The sequence below is a fragment of the Clostridium nitrophenolicum genome, from assembly GCF_055391695.1.
Genome location: NZ_AP042469.1, coordinates 858,632 through 873,186 on the forward strand (window position 1 = coordinate 858,632; position 14,555 = coordinate 873,186).

The 14,555-nt window shown below is 31.3% G+C and carries 15 protein-coding genes, 1 pseudogene and 2 other annotated features (1 of these 18 cut by a window edge); of the genes and pseudogenes, 13 read left to right on the forward strand and 3 right to left on the reverse strand.

Features of this window, described 5'->3' with window-relative positions; translation table 11 throughout:
* Positions 1-49 (reverse strand) — a binding site (T-box leader); it reaches 186 nt to the left of the window's first position.
* Between the two features lie 178 nt (positions 50-227).
* A complete protein-coding gene (locus ACZ5N4_RS03905) occupies positions 228-1,127 on the forward strand; it encodes a tetratricopeptide repeat protein (protein ID WP_464207323.1) in 900 nt (299 codons plus the stop codon).
* A gap of 351 nt (positions 1,128-1,478) precedes the next feature.
* Here ACZ5N4_RS03905 and ACZ5N4_RS03910 read toward each other — a convergent pair whose 3' ends face one another.
* The gene (locus ACZ5N4_RS03910) at positions 1,479-2,057 is read right to left on the reverse strand and encodes a hypothetical protein (RefSeq protein ID WP_464207325.1); all 579 of its coding nucleotides are present in this window, start codon (positions 2,055-2,057) and stop codon (positions 1,479-1,481) included.
* Between the two features lie 232 nt (positions 2,058-2,289).
* On the opposite strand from ACZ5N4_RS03910, the gene ACZ5N4_RS03915 reads away from it, so the two are divergent.
* The gene (locus ACZ5N4_RS03915; protein ID WP_464207327.1) at positions 2,290-2,511 is read left to right on the forward strand and encodes a sulfurtransferase TusA family protein; all 222 of its coding nucleotides are present in this window, start codon (positions 2,290-2,292) and stop codon (positions 2,509-2,511) included.
* Here the strand turns inward: ACZ5N4_RS03915 and ACZ5N4_RS03920 are convergent.
* Positions 2,508-3,413: a LysR substrate-binding domain-containing protein gene (locus tag ACZ5N4_RS03920; protein ID WP_464207329.1), complete on the reverse strand. Its 906-nt coding sequence runs from the start codon at positions 3,411-3,413 to the stop codon at positions 2,508-2,510. The two genes, ACZ5N4_RS03915 and ACZ5N4_RS03920, sit on opposite strands and share 4 nt — an antisense overlap.
* Positions 3,414-3,630: 217 nt before the next feature.
* On the opposite strand from ACZ5N4_RS03920, the gene ACZ5N4_RS03925 reads away from it, so the two are divergent.
* The 11 genes and pseudogenes from ACZ5N4_RS03925 (at position 3,631) to ACZ5N4_RS03975 (ending at position 14,085) form a co-directional block, all read left to right on the forward strand.
* Positions 3,631-4,287 carry a YeeE/YedE thiosulfate transporter family protein gene (locus tag ACZ5N4_RS03925; protein ID WP_464207330.1) on the forward strand — a complete coding sequence of 219 codons (657 nt, stop codon included), beginning with the start codon at positions 3,631-3,633 and terminating at the stop codon, positions 4,285-4,287.
* Between the two features lie 74 nt (positions 4,288-4,361).
* Positions 4,362-4,589, forward strand: a complete 228-nt coding sequence (locus ACZ5N4_RS03930; protein ID WP_178908539.1) for a sulfurtransferase TusA family protein — start codon at positions 4,362-4,364, stop codon at positions 4,587-4,589.
* A gap of 34 nt (positions 4,590-4,623) precedes the next feature.
* A complete protein-coding gene (locus tag ACZ5N4_RS03935) occupies positions 4,624-5,157 on the forward strand; it encodes a YeeE/YedE thiosulfate transporter family protein (protein WP_211144896.1) in 534 nt (177 codons plus the stop codon).
* Between the two features lie 44 nt (positions 5,158-5,201).
* Positions 5,202-6,428: an FAD-dependent oxidoreductase gene (locus tag ACZ5N4_RS03940; RefSeq protein WP_464207333.1), complete on the forward strand. Its 1,227-nt coding sequence runs from the start codon at positions 5,202-5,204 to the stop codon at positions 6,426-6,428.
* 203 nt (positions 6,429-6,631) lie between these two features.
* The gene (locus ACZ5N4_RS03945) at positions 6,632-7,474 is read left to right on the forward strand and encodes a 4Fe-4S binding protein (RefSeq protein ID WP_464207335.1); all 843 of its coding nucleotides are present in this window, start codon (positions 6,632-6,634) and stop codon (positions 7,472-7,474) included.
* Between the two features lie 233 nt (positions 7,475-7,707).
* Positions 7,708-8,190 (forward strand): annotated as a pseudogene (locus tag ACZ5N4_RS03950) (4Fe-4S binding protein); the annotation flags it as partial.
* Between the two features lie 105 nt (positions 8,191-8,295).
* A complete protein-coding gene (locus tag ACZ5N4_RS03955; RefSeq protein WP_464207337.1) occupies positions 8,296-9,258 on the forward strand; it encodes an Ig-like domain-containing protein in 963 nt (320 codons plus the stop codon).
* Between the two features lie 144 nt (positions 9,259-9,402).
* Complete coding sequence (locus tag ACZ5N4_RS03960; protein WP_464207339.1) at positions 9,403-9,894, forward strand: DUF6803 family protein; 492 nt, start codon at positions 9,403-9,405, stop codon at positions 9,892-9,894.
* A 206-nt stretch (positions 9,895-10,100) separates the two neighbouring features.
* On the forward strand, positions 10,101-11,258 hold the full coding sequence (locus ACZ5N4_RS03965) for a murein hydrolase activator EnvC family protein (protein ID WP_464207341.1): 1,158 nt from the start codon (positions 10,101-10,103) through the stop codon (positions 11,256-11,258).
* Positions 11,259-11,405: 147 nt separating this feature from the next.
* Positions 11,406-11,641, forward strand: a binding site (T-box leader).
* 90 nt (positions 11,642-11,731) lie between these two features.
* Complete coding sequence (locus ACZ5N4_RS03970) at positions 11,732-13,054, forward strand: dicarboxylate/amino acid:cation symporter (protein ID WP_464207343.1); 1,323 nt, start codon at positions 11,732-11,734, stop codon at positions 13,052-13,054.
* An 83-nt stretch (positions 13,055-13,137) separates the two neighbouring features.
* Complete coding sequence (locus ACZ5N4_RS03975; RefSeq protein WP_464207345.1) at positions 13,138-14,085, forward strand: ATP-grasp domain-containing protein; 948 nt, start codon at positions 13,138-13,140, stop codon at positions 14,083-14,085.
* A gap of 92 nt (positions 14,086-14,177) precedes the next feature.
* Here the strand turns inward: ACZ5N4_RS03975 and ACZ5N4_RS03980 are convergent, their stop codons facing one another.
* Positions 14,178-14,513 (reverse strand): YnfA family protein, encoded by a 336-nt coding sequence (locus tag ACZ5N4_RS03980; protein WP_178908549.1) that lies wholly within the window; start codon positions 14,511-14,513, stop codon positions 14,178-14,180.
* Positions 14,514-14,555: the final 42 nt, after the last annotated feature.

Consider the following 14,555-nt stretch of genomic DNA (forward strand, 5'->3'; position numbering starts at 1 on the left):
TCTCTCTGTAAGTTTCATATAGTTTACTTTTCCTGATCAAAGCATTTAAATATATAATTCATATTGAATTACTAGGGATTTTATATTTATGATTATAAATCCTTATTTTATAAAAATCAAGTGTTTTAATAAAATAATATAAATTTAAATTATTCCAATTTGCATTGTGAAATAATAAATGTATAATAATATGTTAGATATATAGTATTAAATAAAGGAGCAAAGCTATGATTGTCGAAGGCTATAAGATAAACAATTATAAAATAATAGCAAAGAATTTTTATAGAGAACGCTTATTAGATAAGGCTCTAAATTTTTATAAAAAGGCATATAACTGTGATGGTGGTAAAAGAGATACCGAACTTTTACTGGATATGGCATTGATTTACGATGAATTAGGAGAATACGATTTAGCTGAACAGAAGTACAGGGAAATATTGAAGATAAACCCTGAAGATGAAAGAGCATATTATGGCATAGCAATAATATATGACAATATGAAAGAATATTACAAGGCTGCAGAATACTATAAAGAAGCAATTAGAATTAATCCTCAATATAATAGAGCGTACTTCTTTCTTGCAGGTGCTTATGACGAATTAGGAGAAATAAATAAAGCTATTGAATGTTACGAAAAGGTTCTAGAGATGAATAATAAGGACTTTTGGGCACATACAAACCTAAGTGCTATATATGAAGAGTTAGGGGATTATGAAAGAGCGCTTAAAAACATAAATGAAAGTTTACAAATAGATCCTAATCACTATTTAGCTTTATTTAATAAGGCTGTAATTTTGGGAAGAATGGGACAGTTAGAAGAAGCAGAAGAATATTACAAGCTTTCCATAGAAGAAAATGAGAATTATTCATATAGCTATCTGAACTTAGCCGTTATATATAAAAACAAACAACTATATGAAAAGGCCATTGAAATTATAAGTAAGGGAATTAAATATAACCCTGATGCTGAATTCCTATATTATAATAGAGCTTGTTTCTATGTGAAACTCAATAGCTTTAACAATGCAATAGAGGATTTAAATAAGGCTATTGAACTTTATCCTAACTTTAAAAAATACATAGAAAAAGATGAAGAATTAGATCCTATAAAGAAGTTTTTGAATTAGTTATTAAATGTGATTAAATTGATGTAAAAGTCCATAAGGTACATAAAACGTAAGAGATTCATATAATACTATTAAATAATGTGAGAGAGAACAAGGAAAAGGTTTAAAATGTGGAGCAAATATATACTAGAATTTATTTTTTTAACCTTTAGTTTAATTACACCACCTGCTCTTGCAATTTTACTAATATATGATTCAAGAGAAATTGCCAATAAGATAAGAAAGTTAAAATAATATTATTGTATAGTTACTAGCTGATTTAGAAATTTACAATTCATAAAATAAAAATAATACTAAGTATTATTTTTTAGAGGACAGTTGACAGTGAAGGTGAGTTTTCCTCCTTCACTGTCAATTGTCCTCTAATAGAATGTAATCATTTGGAATAACAAAGTAAAACTCTGTTTCTGAATTAGGTATGCTTGTAACGCCATAGGAAAAACTATGCTTTTTTAAAATCTCAGCACATATTGCTAAACCAATGCCCATACCGCCTCTTTTATCATTTACAGGTCCTTTACCAGGAGTACAGTTAGATGAACTTTCTTTAATGTTAGATTTTATATTCTCACCTTGTTCTTTAGTAATACTGCCATTTTTTATAGCCTCATCAACAGCTTTAGTTCTTTCCTCTACCATAGCTGACTTAAATTGATCTTCCGTTATACCTTTATCCTTTGCAATATCATACATAGTTTTTCCTGAGTTTCTTGCAGTGGATATATCAGAATCGCTAATGCCAAATTTATTTTCTAGTATATTTGTCATGAAATCATAGCCTCTCATACCTGTTATTTTGCCAAAGCCATATCCGGAACATGTTACACTGCTGCCAGTAGTTGTCGGCGTTTTAGAGTCTGCATAAGCAGTAACTCCCACGCCTAATGATAATACTAATGTTAAAGCAATAATTAAATTTTTCTTTTTCATTTTCATTACCTCCACACAAAGCCTATTGCAAATATCTATTATAAAAGATATCCTGCAATAGAAAATTTTTATATTTGACTATATATTACACTGGGCATATGATTAAAATGTGTAACAATTGTGATGGATTTGTGAAAGTTAATTTTATTTATAAGATATATTAATAAATAAAAAAAGAAAATTTTTATTTGCAGGTACAGTGAGACTATAAAGTCAAGAGGAGGAGAGAACTTTGAATATAGACATAGATTGCATGGGAGCTATGTGTCCAGTTCCTGTAGTTAAAGCACAAATTCAATATAAAAAAATAAGTGCAGGGGGCAGTTTAACTATAATAACTGATCACAGCTGCACATCACAATCTATAAAAGATGCTTTTAAAAAATATAATTGTGAAATACAAGTAGAAGAGGACGAGGGGATTTGGAAAATAATAATTAAAAAGCTAGCTTAGCAAAAAGTTTCTTTGCCGTACTTTTTTATGTAGGAAATAAAATCCTTAATATGAGGATGATTAGCTCTATTCTTCTGATATATCATACATATATTATGCTTTGGTGCAGCATCTTCTATCGGTGTTGTTTTTAACACTCCTGAATACAATTCCTTTTTTACCGAAGTATAAGGTAAAATCGATACTCCATGATTAGCTATTACAGATGCTTTTATTGACTCAATGGTATCCAACTCTAGTTCGATATTTAAATCCTTTACGTTAATATTATTTTTAAAAAACATATCTTCAATAGACTGTCTTAAAAAACTTTCTTTAGGTCCCATGATAAGTGGAAGTTTGTAAATTTCATTTAAGGAAATAGTACTGGCATCTATGTAGTCATTTTTTTCTGAATAAATAAACACTAAGTTTCCTGTAGAGACAGTAATGCACTCTATTCCTTCCTGTTTAAATTTTGTATCTATAAAACCTATATCCGCGCTACAATTAAGTATATTTTCTATTACATTTTTAGTTTTTTCTGTTTTAAGATTAAATCTTATATCAAGATGATTTTTTTTGTATAAGTGTAAAGTACAGGGTAATAAGTACTCACCAACGCTATTGCAGGAAGATATTTTAATTTCATTTATCGATGATTGTTTTGATTGTTGTAGTTCTTTTAACATATTATCATACAAATTTATAATAGTTTCTGCGTAACTAGCGACAATATCACCTTCTTCTGTAAGTGTTACTCCTTTATTGCTGCGTATTAATAAATTTGAATCTAGAGACTTTTCAAGAGATTGAAGTTGCTGACTAAGAGCAGACTGAGTTAAATGAAGTTTTTTACAAGCCTTTGAAATACTATTTTCTCTATATGTTTCTATAAAAGATATTAAGTAATCTATATTCATTGACCAATTACCCTTTCTTTAGTAATATTTATGATATTATTATAAAGCATTTTATAAATATTATAAATATTAATAGGGGTATAACTTTTTCTAATTTTATATCAGATAAACTTATGACACAAAATTAACAATCTAGACTATAATTGAAATTGTGACATGAACAAACTTTTAACAAGCTTATGATAGTTAAATAACAAACTTGTAAGGAGGTGGAAATATGGCAGAGATTAAAGCATCAATAAACAGGAGACCAAAAAAGAAGAAAATAAATCAAATTCCTTTTGGAGTAGCACTTCTCATAGGTATAATTGGAGTAGGATTTTTTATGGCCAACAATTCTTCAAAGTCGGCTCTTATGTGGATATTCGGTGTTATAGCTGGATTTACACTACAAAGATCTAGATTTTGTTTTACAGCATCCTTAAGAGATCCTGTATTAACTGGAGGCACTAGCTTAACTAAAGCTGTAGTAATTGCTATTGCAATTGCAACAGTAGGATTTTCATCCATTCAATTTGCAGCAGCTTCAAAAGGTGCAGCAGTACCGGGAAATATATCACCAGTAGGTGTACATATTGCGGTTGGAGCCATCTTATTTGGAATAGGAATGGTTATCGCAGGAGGATGTGCTTCAGGTACTCTTATGAGAGTAGGAGAAGGTTTCTTAATGCAAATGCTTTCACTAGTGTTCTTTATAATAGGTTCACTATGGGGAGCAAAGGACTTTGGATGGTGGTCAAAAAACTTTATGCCTAAACAAGGTGTATTTTTACCAGATGTACTAGGATGGGCACCAGCTATTTTTTTACAGTTTGCATTATTATTAGGAATTTATATACTAGCGGATTGGTTTGGTAACAGAAGTACCAACTAATAGGTGATAACGATTAAATGAGCAATGTTAAAAATAATTAGTAGATTTAGTGAAAATTTAAGGAGGAATTTATTATGTCAGAAAAAAGATTAGATTGTTTAGGAGAAGCATGTCCAGTACCTCTAGTTAAAACACAAAAACAAATGGAGAAATTAAGCATTGGAGATGTACTTATAGTTGAAATTGATCATAGCTGTGCTATGAAAAATGTTCCAGAATGGGCTAGAAAAGAAGGACATAATGTTGAAATAGAAGAAGTAGATGACGGACAGTGGGAAGTATTTATTGAAAAGACTAAATAGTCTTTTTAATATAAAGTATTGAGTGGTGAAATTAATGGATATTAAAAATAATGTATACTACAAGAAATTTTTAAAAGATCCATGGTCCTACACGGCAGGCGGAGTGCTTTTAGGAATTATAAATATTGGAATGTTCGCTTCAAGTGGTAAGGCTTGGGGAGTTTCAACTCCGTTTTCTTATTGGGCAGCTTGGATATACCAGTCTATAGGTGGACATCCAGAAAAATGGTTTTACTATCAGCAAAAAGCACATGCGGCAGCTTTAAAGGCTGGATTTCTAAATGATTTACATTCTGTATCAGATATAGGAATTATAGCAGGTGCATTTCTCGCTACGCTGCTTGCATCACAATTTAAAATTAAGAAGATTAAATCATGGAAACAAGTTGTTGCAGCAATACTGGGTGGACTTTTAATGGGATATGGCGCAAGAATCTCCTTTGGATGTAACATAGGAGCGCTGTTTAGTGGAGTTGCATCGATGTCATTACATGGATGGATGTATTGGATATTTATATTTGTTGGAGCATGGATAGGCAGTAAATTATTGGTTAAGTTTTTCATGTAAATATATAAAAATAGAAGTAACAAATATTTTGAGGAGGAGTTTCGATGGAAAAGAAGCATGAATACTATGACGTAGTAGTTATAGGTGGAGGTGCCTCCGGCTTAACATCAGCTATATATTGTGGCAGGGCAAGATTAAAAACTCTTTTAATAGAAAAATCTCTTGTTGGTGGATTAGCTACATATACAAATGAAATGGCGAACTATCCAGGATTTCCAGAAGGTATAACAGGAACAGAGCTTATGAATTTATTCCATAAACAAGCTAAAAACTTTGGAGTAGATTTTAAGTTAACGGATGTTAAGGGTGTACAACTCGAGGGAAAAGATAAGCTAGTAGAAACTTTCAGAGTAATATATCATGCTAAATCAGTAATACTAGCTACAGGTGGAAAACCGAGAGTAACAAAGGCAGTAAATGAAGAAAACTTTTTATATGATAAAGGAATATCTTTCTGTGCAACATGTGATGCTGCATACTATACAGATAAAACAGTAATGGTTATAGGAAGTGGAGATGCAGCTATAGAAGAAGGAATGTTCTTAACTAAATTTGCAAAAAAAGTTGTAGTTTCTGTAATACATGATGAAGGAATAATGGATGCTAATAAGATAGCTCAGGAGCAGGCATTAAAAAATCCTAAAATGGAATTTGTATGGAATACAGTTGTAAATTCCTTTGAGGGTGATGATAGATTAAAGACAGTTGTACTTAAAAATGTAAAAACAGGGGAGTTAACCGAGGTCAATGTTGATGGATGTTTCTTATTTATAGGATATGTTCCAAATACAGAGTTCCTGAAAGAAAAAGTAAACTTAACTCCACAAGGATATATTATAACTAATGAAAAAATGGAGACAAGCATAGAAGGTGTATTCGCAGTAGGAGATGTAAGGGATAAGTTTTTAAAACAAGTTGCTACAGCCGTTGGAGATGGAGCTATAGCTGGAGTTGGAGCGGAAAAATATATTGCTGAATCAGAAGTATTTGAAAATGAAATTATGCAAAAAGAAAAAATAGGTCTAATATATCTATGGTCTCCAGTTGATGAGAAGAGCAGGGAACTACTTATTGATATAGAAGAAGTAGAAAAAGAAATGGCTGATGTTGTGAAAGTCAGTAAAATAGATGTATATAAAAATGCAAGCCTTGCTTCAAGACTTGGAACAGTAGAAGCTCCTTGTTTAGTTTACACTAAAAATGGAGAAATAGTAGCAAAAGACAACAATATAACTAAAGAAAATATAATGAATATAATAAAGAATATTTAATATAAAATTGTATGATTCTGAAAACCCATGATATAAACAATCATGGGTTTTAGGTTTATCTTTTAATTTAATATTAATTTTTAAAACATTACTAAAGGAATACATAAGTTTTCATTATACATATATAAGTTATTATAATTTTAGGTTTTTGTTAATATTTGATATAATTTTATTTAATAACAAATTAGGATGGGGGAAGTAAAATGAATAAGGAAAAAATAGCTGAATTAAAACTTCAAGGACTTATTAACCAAAGGGATACCCGTTATTTTTCTTTAAGAATTATAGCCGAAGCTGGAAATATGTCATCCAATCAAATGGAGAATGTTTTAAAGCTTGCAAATAAATATGGCAGAGGATATATAGGCTTTACAACTCGTTTAGGAATTGAAATTCCATGGATAAAAGAAGAAGATATAGAAAGTGTTAAAAAAGATTTAGAGACTTTTGGGTTAAGAGCAGGAGGAACTGGAAAAAAAGTAAGACCTCTTGTTTCTTGCAAGGGAACAGTATGTACCCATGGGCTAGTAGATACACAGCAACTATGTAGCAAGCTGCATGAAAAGTATTTTGCATATAATTTACCTGCTAAATTTAAAATAGGAATAGTAGGATGCCCAAATAACTGTGCTAAAGCTTCTTTAAATGATCTTGGATTTATGGGACAGAGAGTACCAAGATTAGAAAGAGATAATTGCAAAGCATGTGGACTTTGTGCATCAGTATGTAAAGCTGGAGCCATTGAGAAAATAGATAAGGTAGTAAAGTTACATTCTGAAAAGTGTTTAGGATGCGGAAAATGCATCAGCGCATGTAAATTTAATGCTATGGTAACTGACAAAGAGGGAGTTGCAGTATTTATTGGAGGAAAGTTTGGTAGAAAGTATAGATTAGGAGACAGACTTGATAATATTTTTTCATTAGAGCAGTTAGATGGACTTACACAAAAAATATTAGATTATTACAGCGAGAACGCAACTACTGGCGAAAGATTTGCAGACATGATCGATAGAATAGGATTTGAAAAGGTAAAAGAGGCATTATAGTTTCTACATCAGAACTTCATTTAGAATCTTATTTATATAGGGTAAATAGACCGAAAGTTAACTTATAATCCGGTCTATTTACCCTATATTACTTTTCTTTAAAAAGTTCTTTGGCTTTTTCGTCGGAGAATCCAGGAATATAGTTCTTTAGTTCGTTAAATTTAGTATCTGAAGGAACGATGTCTGGGATTTCAAGCTTTTCAATATATTGACAGATTTAAAATATGTTATATAATATTGTTTCTAAATTTAGCAATAAGAAAAAGGTTCCAAAGTTTTTAAAATCTAAATACTTTAGAAGTTTAATAATAGTAAGTATGTTTACTATATTTACTTTGGGGATTAAAAAGAACTGGGGGAACCTTTATGGAATTGGATTAGTGTTTTATAGAATGATCGTTGTTACTACCTTAGTTGGAATAGTTCTATCATTTTTCTATAATCAAAGAACTTGGTGCCACTTTTGTCCAATGGGAAGTATAGCTGCATTTATATCCAAATTTAGAAAAAGTAAAAATGTTCTTCAGGTATCATCAACATGTGTTTCATGTAAGCTATGTGAAAAGAAATGCCCATTAGGAATAGTGCCTTACGAATATAAAGGAGATTTGCTAAGCCATCCAGATTGCATACAGTGTGGAAAATGTGTAACAACATGTCCTAGACAATCAATTGGATATAATGAAAACAATATAGAGTCTAAGTGTAATGTATAAATTTTAATAATATTTAATATTTTCTTAAAGTTATATAAAGTAAAAAAAATAAGGTACGATAACATATTAGAAACAACTGAGGATAATTATAGGAGGCGCTATAGCATGAGAAAGAGAAACCTAAAATTAGTAATTTTAACACTTACAGTAGCTGCTTTTCTTTCTTCAAATATTACTGTATTTGCCAAACCAGTGCAGGTAGAGAAAAGTAACGGCAGTTCAAATCAGAATGTAAATAGTTCAAATCAGAAGGTAAATAGCTCTAATAACAAGTATAGCAAGAAAGCAGAAAAAGAGGTTTATATAATATCTCATAGGCTAGATGGTATTGAAGTTTCATTGAAGAGCGTTGTTAAAAAAATGGATGCATATCTCAGTACTACAACATCATCTGCTATAGATACTGATACTACAACATCACCTGCTGTAGATGTTAATAACACAACTGATACTATAACAGAGGAAAATACCAATGTTAGTGAGAGTAATGTTAATAACTCCACAAGTGAAGATTTAAGCGATGATTTTGAAAATGAATATAAAGAAGAAGACGGTGGAAGATATGATAGTTTTTATGGTAAACTAAATGCTATTAGCAATAGACTTAATACTGTAGAAAGACAACTTAGTAGAATCAGTGATTCTGATAACCCTGAGTTGGCTCAGTTAAATAGTAGAGTAGCTAGTTTAAAGGATCAAGTAAAAACTTCTATGGATAGTTTGGCAAAGGTACAAAAGCAAAGTGTAGATAAGATAAAGACAAAGTCTAATAAAAAACAAATGGAAGAACAAAAAATAAACCAGGATAAAAAAATTTGGAAAATTCATTTTAGTAAAGAGCTAAAAGGAGAAACGGTTAACTCAAAAAATATTATGATAGTTGATTCAAATAATAATTTAGTGGATGCTAGCATATCATATGATAAAAATAATAAGAGTGTAGTGATTGAGACCAAGGATGGCTTTAATAAAGGTGAAACATACTTTATTCTAATTGGAGATGAGGTTCAATCTAGTGAAGGTGAAAAATTAGATAAACCTGTAGAGAAAAAATTTACTGTAAATTAATTACTTGAAAACAGCTGTTATTGCTATATGGCAAGCACAGCTGTTTTTTATATAGATATATTTAAATAGGGAGTATGCATCTTCATAAAATCTTCATAACAAAATGATATGCTTTCTTAAATATCAGTTTAGGGAGGAATTATTATGAGTATGACACATTATATGTCACTTTTGGCAGAAAATCAGCCGTGGAATCTTATAATTTTTATGGCTATACCGGTTATAATGGCTGAAACACTTACAATTACAGAGTTTTTTATTATATTCAATAAAACTAGAACTGGAGGAATCAGAACTCTAAATAAAGTAATAGGAATTTTAGACGGATTTTATTTTACAGGTATTTTTATTTACTTACTTATAACTGCTGTTATACCACTAACTAAAACTGGTGGTTGGCATACTTGGGTAGACGTTGTTGCTGTAGGATTCTATTTAAGCGGAGTTTTATTTCTTCTTCCAATTGCACTTATGGAATTAGGAATTATATTTAGAAACAAGAGTTTTGAGGAAAAGTTAAAAATTCACTTTATGTTGGTAGGCGGATTTCTTGTTGTTGCCCATATTGCGATGATTTTTGGAATGGTAAATCCTGAAATTATAAGCAATATGCCTGGCATGAATCACAATATGTAGAAGACAAATTTATAAGATATTATGATAATAGAAAGGTACTTATTAGCAATAGCTTAGTAAGTACCTTTTTACACATAGTTTACATTACCTTCACATAAGATTCATATCTTATTTTTATAATTTGGATTGAGCTGTATTTTTTATAGAGCTTCAAGGCTGAAAGATAGCCTAATATCTCTATAAAATATCGGAAGGAGGAAGTTAAAATGAGACGAAGTATATCTTTACTAATTACTGCAGCAATTACCAGCTCTATGTTTTCTTATGTTTACGCAGAAGGAATTGAAGACAAGCAAAATAAATTAAATGAGGTGAATAATTCTATTCAACAACAAAAGGACAAACTAAAAAGTATTAATAACAACAAAGAGAATGTACAAAAAGAACTAGAAAATTTGGACAAGGATATGTCACAAGCCTCTGCAACACTTCAGACTTTAAATGGTAAAATTTCAGATTTGAATTCTAGGATAAAAGTAAACGAAAAAGAAATTCAATCGAAACAACAAGAGTATATTAATGAAAATGAATTGTTCAAGCAAAGGGTTAGAGCACTATATGAGTCAGGGAATAGTGCATATTTAGATGTTATACTAAATTCAAAGGATTTTTCTGATCTTATAGGTAGAATGGATATAATCAAAAAGATTATTGATTATGATAAGAATCTCATATCTGACATAAAAGAAAAACAGGAAAGTTTAGAAAAAAAGCAGTCAGAACTTGAAAAAAATAAGAAAAGCGTATTGAGCTTGAAAAGTGAAGCAGATGAGAAATACAAGATATTGAAATCAAAGTCTACTGAAAAGAAGCAGTTAGTTGAAAAATTAGATAAAGACAAAAAATATTATGAAAATATGATAGCCCAGGAACAATCGGAATCTCAGGAACTTACAAAAACTATTCAACAGATGAAAAAATCATCATCATCATCATCATCATCATCTTCTTCAACACAAATTAATTCTAATGGAAAGCTATTTTGTGTTACAGGCAAACCATATGCTATAACATCTTCTTTTGGTATGAGATATCACCCTGTACTTGGATATAGCAGATTGCATGCAGGAATTGATATAGGGGTGCCAATAGGTACACCAGTCTATGCACTTGAGGATGGGGTAGTAATTGCAGCACAGTCTATGTCTGGATATGGAAATGTGGTTATGATTAATCATGGGAATATAACTTCGGTTTATGGACATAACTCCTCTTTAGCAGTATCTCCGGGACAAGTTGTAAAAGGAGGACAGCTAATTTCTTATTCAGGCAATACTGGTGTTTCGTCAGGACCACACCTTCATTTTGAAATCAGAAATTCTAGTGGACAACCAATAGAGCCTAGCGGATACTATGTGCGATAAACTACAAAAAAATACATAATTCTAAAACATTCTGTATTTAAGGAAATAAAATCCTGAATAAATATTCAAAAAATCTATTGATTTTTCAATTTAACCCGACTATAATTAAAACATAAATTCTTAGTAATTCAATAAGAATTGTACGATTTCAATGCTTTGATCAGGAAAAGTAGTCTATATAAATCACACAGAGAGAAGCTCCTTGGTTGAGAGAGCTTTATGAAAGAGTATAGTCGAAGTGCCCCTGTGAGCTTAAAACCGAAATTTAGTAGGCTTTTACGGGTTCTCCCGTTATAGAGATATGACATTATTGTGTCAGAATTAAAGATGAGCAGCAATGCTTAATCAGAGTGGAACCGCGGAAGTACCCTTCTGCCTCTGGATATTTTCAGAGGCAGAAGGGTTTTTTGATTTTATCTAATTGGGCCCAACTAGATAAATCCAAATATAAATAAAGTTTTAGGAGGGTTAAAATGAATTTAGGAAATTTAAGTGTAATTATAGCTTTAGTATTATTAGCATTCTTATACTTTTTACAAAAGAAAAATATTAGTTTTGGATATAGAGTTTTAACAGCAATGTTACTTGGCATTATATTTGGTGCTATTTTTAAGAAAAATGCTCTTTTAGTTGATCCTATCGGACAAGCATTTATTAGCTTAATTAAGATGATTGTAATTCCTCTGGTTATGACTTCTTTAATATCCAGTGTTACATCATTAGATAACCCAGAGCAACTTAAAAAAATAGGGTTTAAAACTATAGCCTTACTTTTAACGACCACAGCAGTTGCCACTGCTATAGGAGCCCTTGTTGGTACTGCTATGAATTTGGGAAATGGAATTCAGTTTATTAAAGATGCTTCATTTAAAGCAAAGGAAATTCCAACCTTTGCAAGTGTGCTTTTAGATATGATTCCTTCAAATCCCGTAAATGAAATGGCTAACGCAAAGGTGTTACCGGTTATAGTATTTGCTACATTTATAGCTGTAGCAATAATTATTGAAGGCTCAAAGGATGCTCAGGCGATTAAACCTGTAAAAGATTTTATAAATTCTTTTGCACAAATAATGTTTAAAATAACTAAGATGGTAATTGCCTTAACTCCTTATGGTGTATTCAGTCTTATGGGGTCTGTAGCCGGCAAATATGGACTAGCTACATTAATTCCTTTGGCTAAAGTAATACTAGCAATGTATGCTGCATGCATTATTCATTTAATACTAGTACATGGAGGATTAATGGCACTAATAGCTAAAGTTAACCCAGTTAAATTCTTCAAAAAAATCTCACCGGCAATGATTGTTGCTTTTACAACAAGAAGTAGTTATGGTACTTTGCCAGTGACAATGAAGGCTCTAACAAATGAAGTAAAAATATCTGAAAAGATAGCAAGCTTTGCAGCACCGCTGGGATCTTCAATTGGAATGAATGGTGGCGGGGGATTATATCCTGCAATCGCAGCTGTATTTGTAGCAGGTGTATTTAATATTCACCTTACAATTACACATTATTTACTACTAATAGCAACAACTACAATTGCATCTATCGGAATCGCTGGAGTTCCAGGAGCAGCTACTATTGCAGCAACTGTTGTGCTAACAAGTTTAGGTCTTCCAGTATCAGGCTTAGCGATGCTTCTAGGAATAGATGTTGTAATTGATATGATTAGAACTATGACTAATGTAGTAGGTTCCTCAGTGGTAGCACTTTTGGTAGCTAACTCTGAAAATGAATTTGACAGAGATTCCTTTAATAATGAGAAAAAAGAAGACTTAGAATCAATTGCAGCATAAGCAGTTTTACAAAAAACTTGTTTTAACTGTATAATAAATAATTTTTATATAAAAATATTTGTAGGACTAAAGGAGGTTAACAAATGTCAAATATCTATATTATACATGAGAATAATGAATGGACTGAACCATTAAGAAAGGAATTAGAAAAGTTAAATTTACCTTATAAAGAATGGTATCTCGATAAGGGTGTGTTAGATTTTTCACAAGCACCACCTGAAGGTGTTTTCTATAATCGTATGAGTGCATCCTCCCATACTCGTGATCATCAATTTGCAGCAGAATACACTGCTGGTGTACTTGCATGGTTGGAAAGTTATGGCCGCAGAGTTATAAATACAAGTCATGCGCTACAATTAGAAGTTAGTAAAATAGCGCAATATACAGCACTTAATGCTTACAGAATTCGCACTCCACGTACAGTAGCAGCTATAGGTAAGGAACAAATTTTAGAAGCAGCGGAAGGTTTTACAGGTTCTTTCATAACTAAACATAATCGTGGTGGAAAAGGCTTGGGAGTTCAGCTTTTCAATAGCATAGATGCACTAGAATATTATTTGAATAGTTCAGAATTTGAAGACTCAAGAGATGGTATAACCTTAATTCAAGAATATATTAAATCAAGCGAATCCTTTATAACACGTTGTGAATTTGTTGGTGGAAAATTTATTTATGCAGTGCAGGTTGATACATCAAAGGGCTTCCAATTATGTCCTGCTGATGCTTGTCAAATAGGAGATGCATTCTGTCCTGTAGGTGTAAGCGAACCTGAAAAACCGAAATTTAGAATCATTGAGGGATTTGACATCCCTATAATTGAAAAGTATGCTCGTTTTTTAGAAGGAAATGGTATTCAAATAGCTGGTATAGAGTTTATAACTGATGAGAATGGTGAAATCTTTACTTATGATGTAAACACTAATACAAACTACAACGCAGCTGCAGAAGCAGTAGCTGGAAAGTCTGGTATGGGATCAATAGCTAAATATCTTGGTGAAGAATTTCAAAAAATAAATAATTCTAAGCAATAAAAATGTATCATATAACTACTTAAAATTTTTAAGAACCCTAAACTCAACAGTTTAGGGTTCTTTAGTCCTTAATTATATGTTTAATTATCATCTTAACGTCTTGGAAAATACATAATAATTAAAACTCCAACAAGAGCAATAATTCCTCCAATAATGTCAGCCTTATCAGGAACAATTTTATCAACCTTCCAACCCCATAAAATTGAAAGAACTATAAAAATACCCCCATAGGCCGCATATACTCTTCCGAAACCAGCATTAAAGGATTGAAAAGTAGGTATAATCCCATATATAGCTAGACCTAAAGCTCCAAAGAGTCCATACCAAGGGCTTCTACCATCCCTAATCCATAACCAAACTAGATATCCTCCTCCTATTTCAAATAATCCTGCCAAGATAAAATAAAATAACGATTTTATAACATCCATTTTAAATGCACCTTCCGCTAAGAATGTGATAAATATTAGTTA

Excerpts from the sequence above, each read along its gene's own strand:
- ACZ5N4_RS03935 (WP_211144896.1), top strand. The coding sequence starts at position 4,624 with ATGGATATTAAAAATAATGTATACTACAAGAAATTTTTAAAAGATCCA.
- ACZ5N4_RS03960 (WP_464207339.1), top strand. The coding sequence starts at position 9,403 with ATGAGTATGACACATTATATGTCACTTTTGGCAGAAAATCAGCCGTGG.
- ACZ5N4_RS03955 (WP_464207337.1), top strand. The coding sequence starts at position 8,296 with ATGAGAAAGAGAAACCTAAAATTAGTAATTTTAACACTTACAGTAGCT.
- ACZ5N4_RS03965 (WP_464207341.1), top strand. The coding sequence starts at position 10,101 with ATGAGACGAAGTATATCTTTACTAATTACTGCAGCAATTACCAGCTCT.
- ACZ5N4_RS03930 (WP_178908539.1), top strand. The coding sequence starts at position 4,362 with ATGTCAGAAAAAAGATTAGATTGTTTAGGAGAAGCATGTCCAGTACCT.
- ACZ5N4_RS03925 (WP_464207330.1), top strand. The coding sequence starts at position 3,631 with ATGGCAGAGATTAAAGCATCAATAAACAGGAGACCAAAAAAGAAGAAA.
- ACZ5N4_RS03940 (WP_464207333.1), top strand. The coding sequence starts at position 5,202 with ATGGAAAAGAAGCATGAATACTATGACGTAGTAGTTATAGGTGGAGGT.
- ACZ5N4_RS03905 (WP_464207323.1), top strand. The coding sequence starts at position 228 with ATGATTGTCGAAGGCTATAAGATAAACAATTATAAAATAATAGCAAAG.
- ACZ5N4_RS03970 (WP_464207343.1), top strand. The coding sequence starts at position 11,732 with ATGAATTTAGGAAATTTAAGTGTAATTATAGCTTTAGTATTATTAGCA.
- ACZ5N4_RS03920 (WP_464207329.1), bottom strand. The coding sequence starts at position 3,413 with ATGAATATAGATTACTTAATATCTTTTATAGAAACATATAGAGAAAAT.
- ACZ5N4_RS03980 (WP_178908549.1), bottom strand. The coding sequence starts at position 14,513 with ATGGATGTTATAAAATCGTTATTTTATTTTATCTTGGCAGGATTATTT.
- ACZ5N4_RS03975 (WP_464207345.1), top strand. The coding sequence starts at position 13,138 with ATGTCAAATATCTATATTATACATGAGAATAATGAATGGACTGAACCA.
- ACZ5N4_RS03945 (WP_464207335.1), top strand. The coding sequence starts at position 6,632 with ATGAATAAGGAAAAAATAGCTGAATTAAAACTTCAAGGACTTATTAAC.
- ACZ5N4_RS03910 (WP_464207325.1), bottom strand. The coding sequence starts at position 2,057 with ATGAAAAAGAAAAATTTAATTATTGCTTTAACATTAGTATTATCATTA.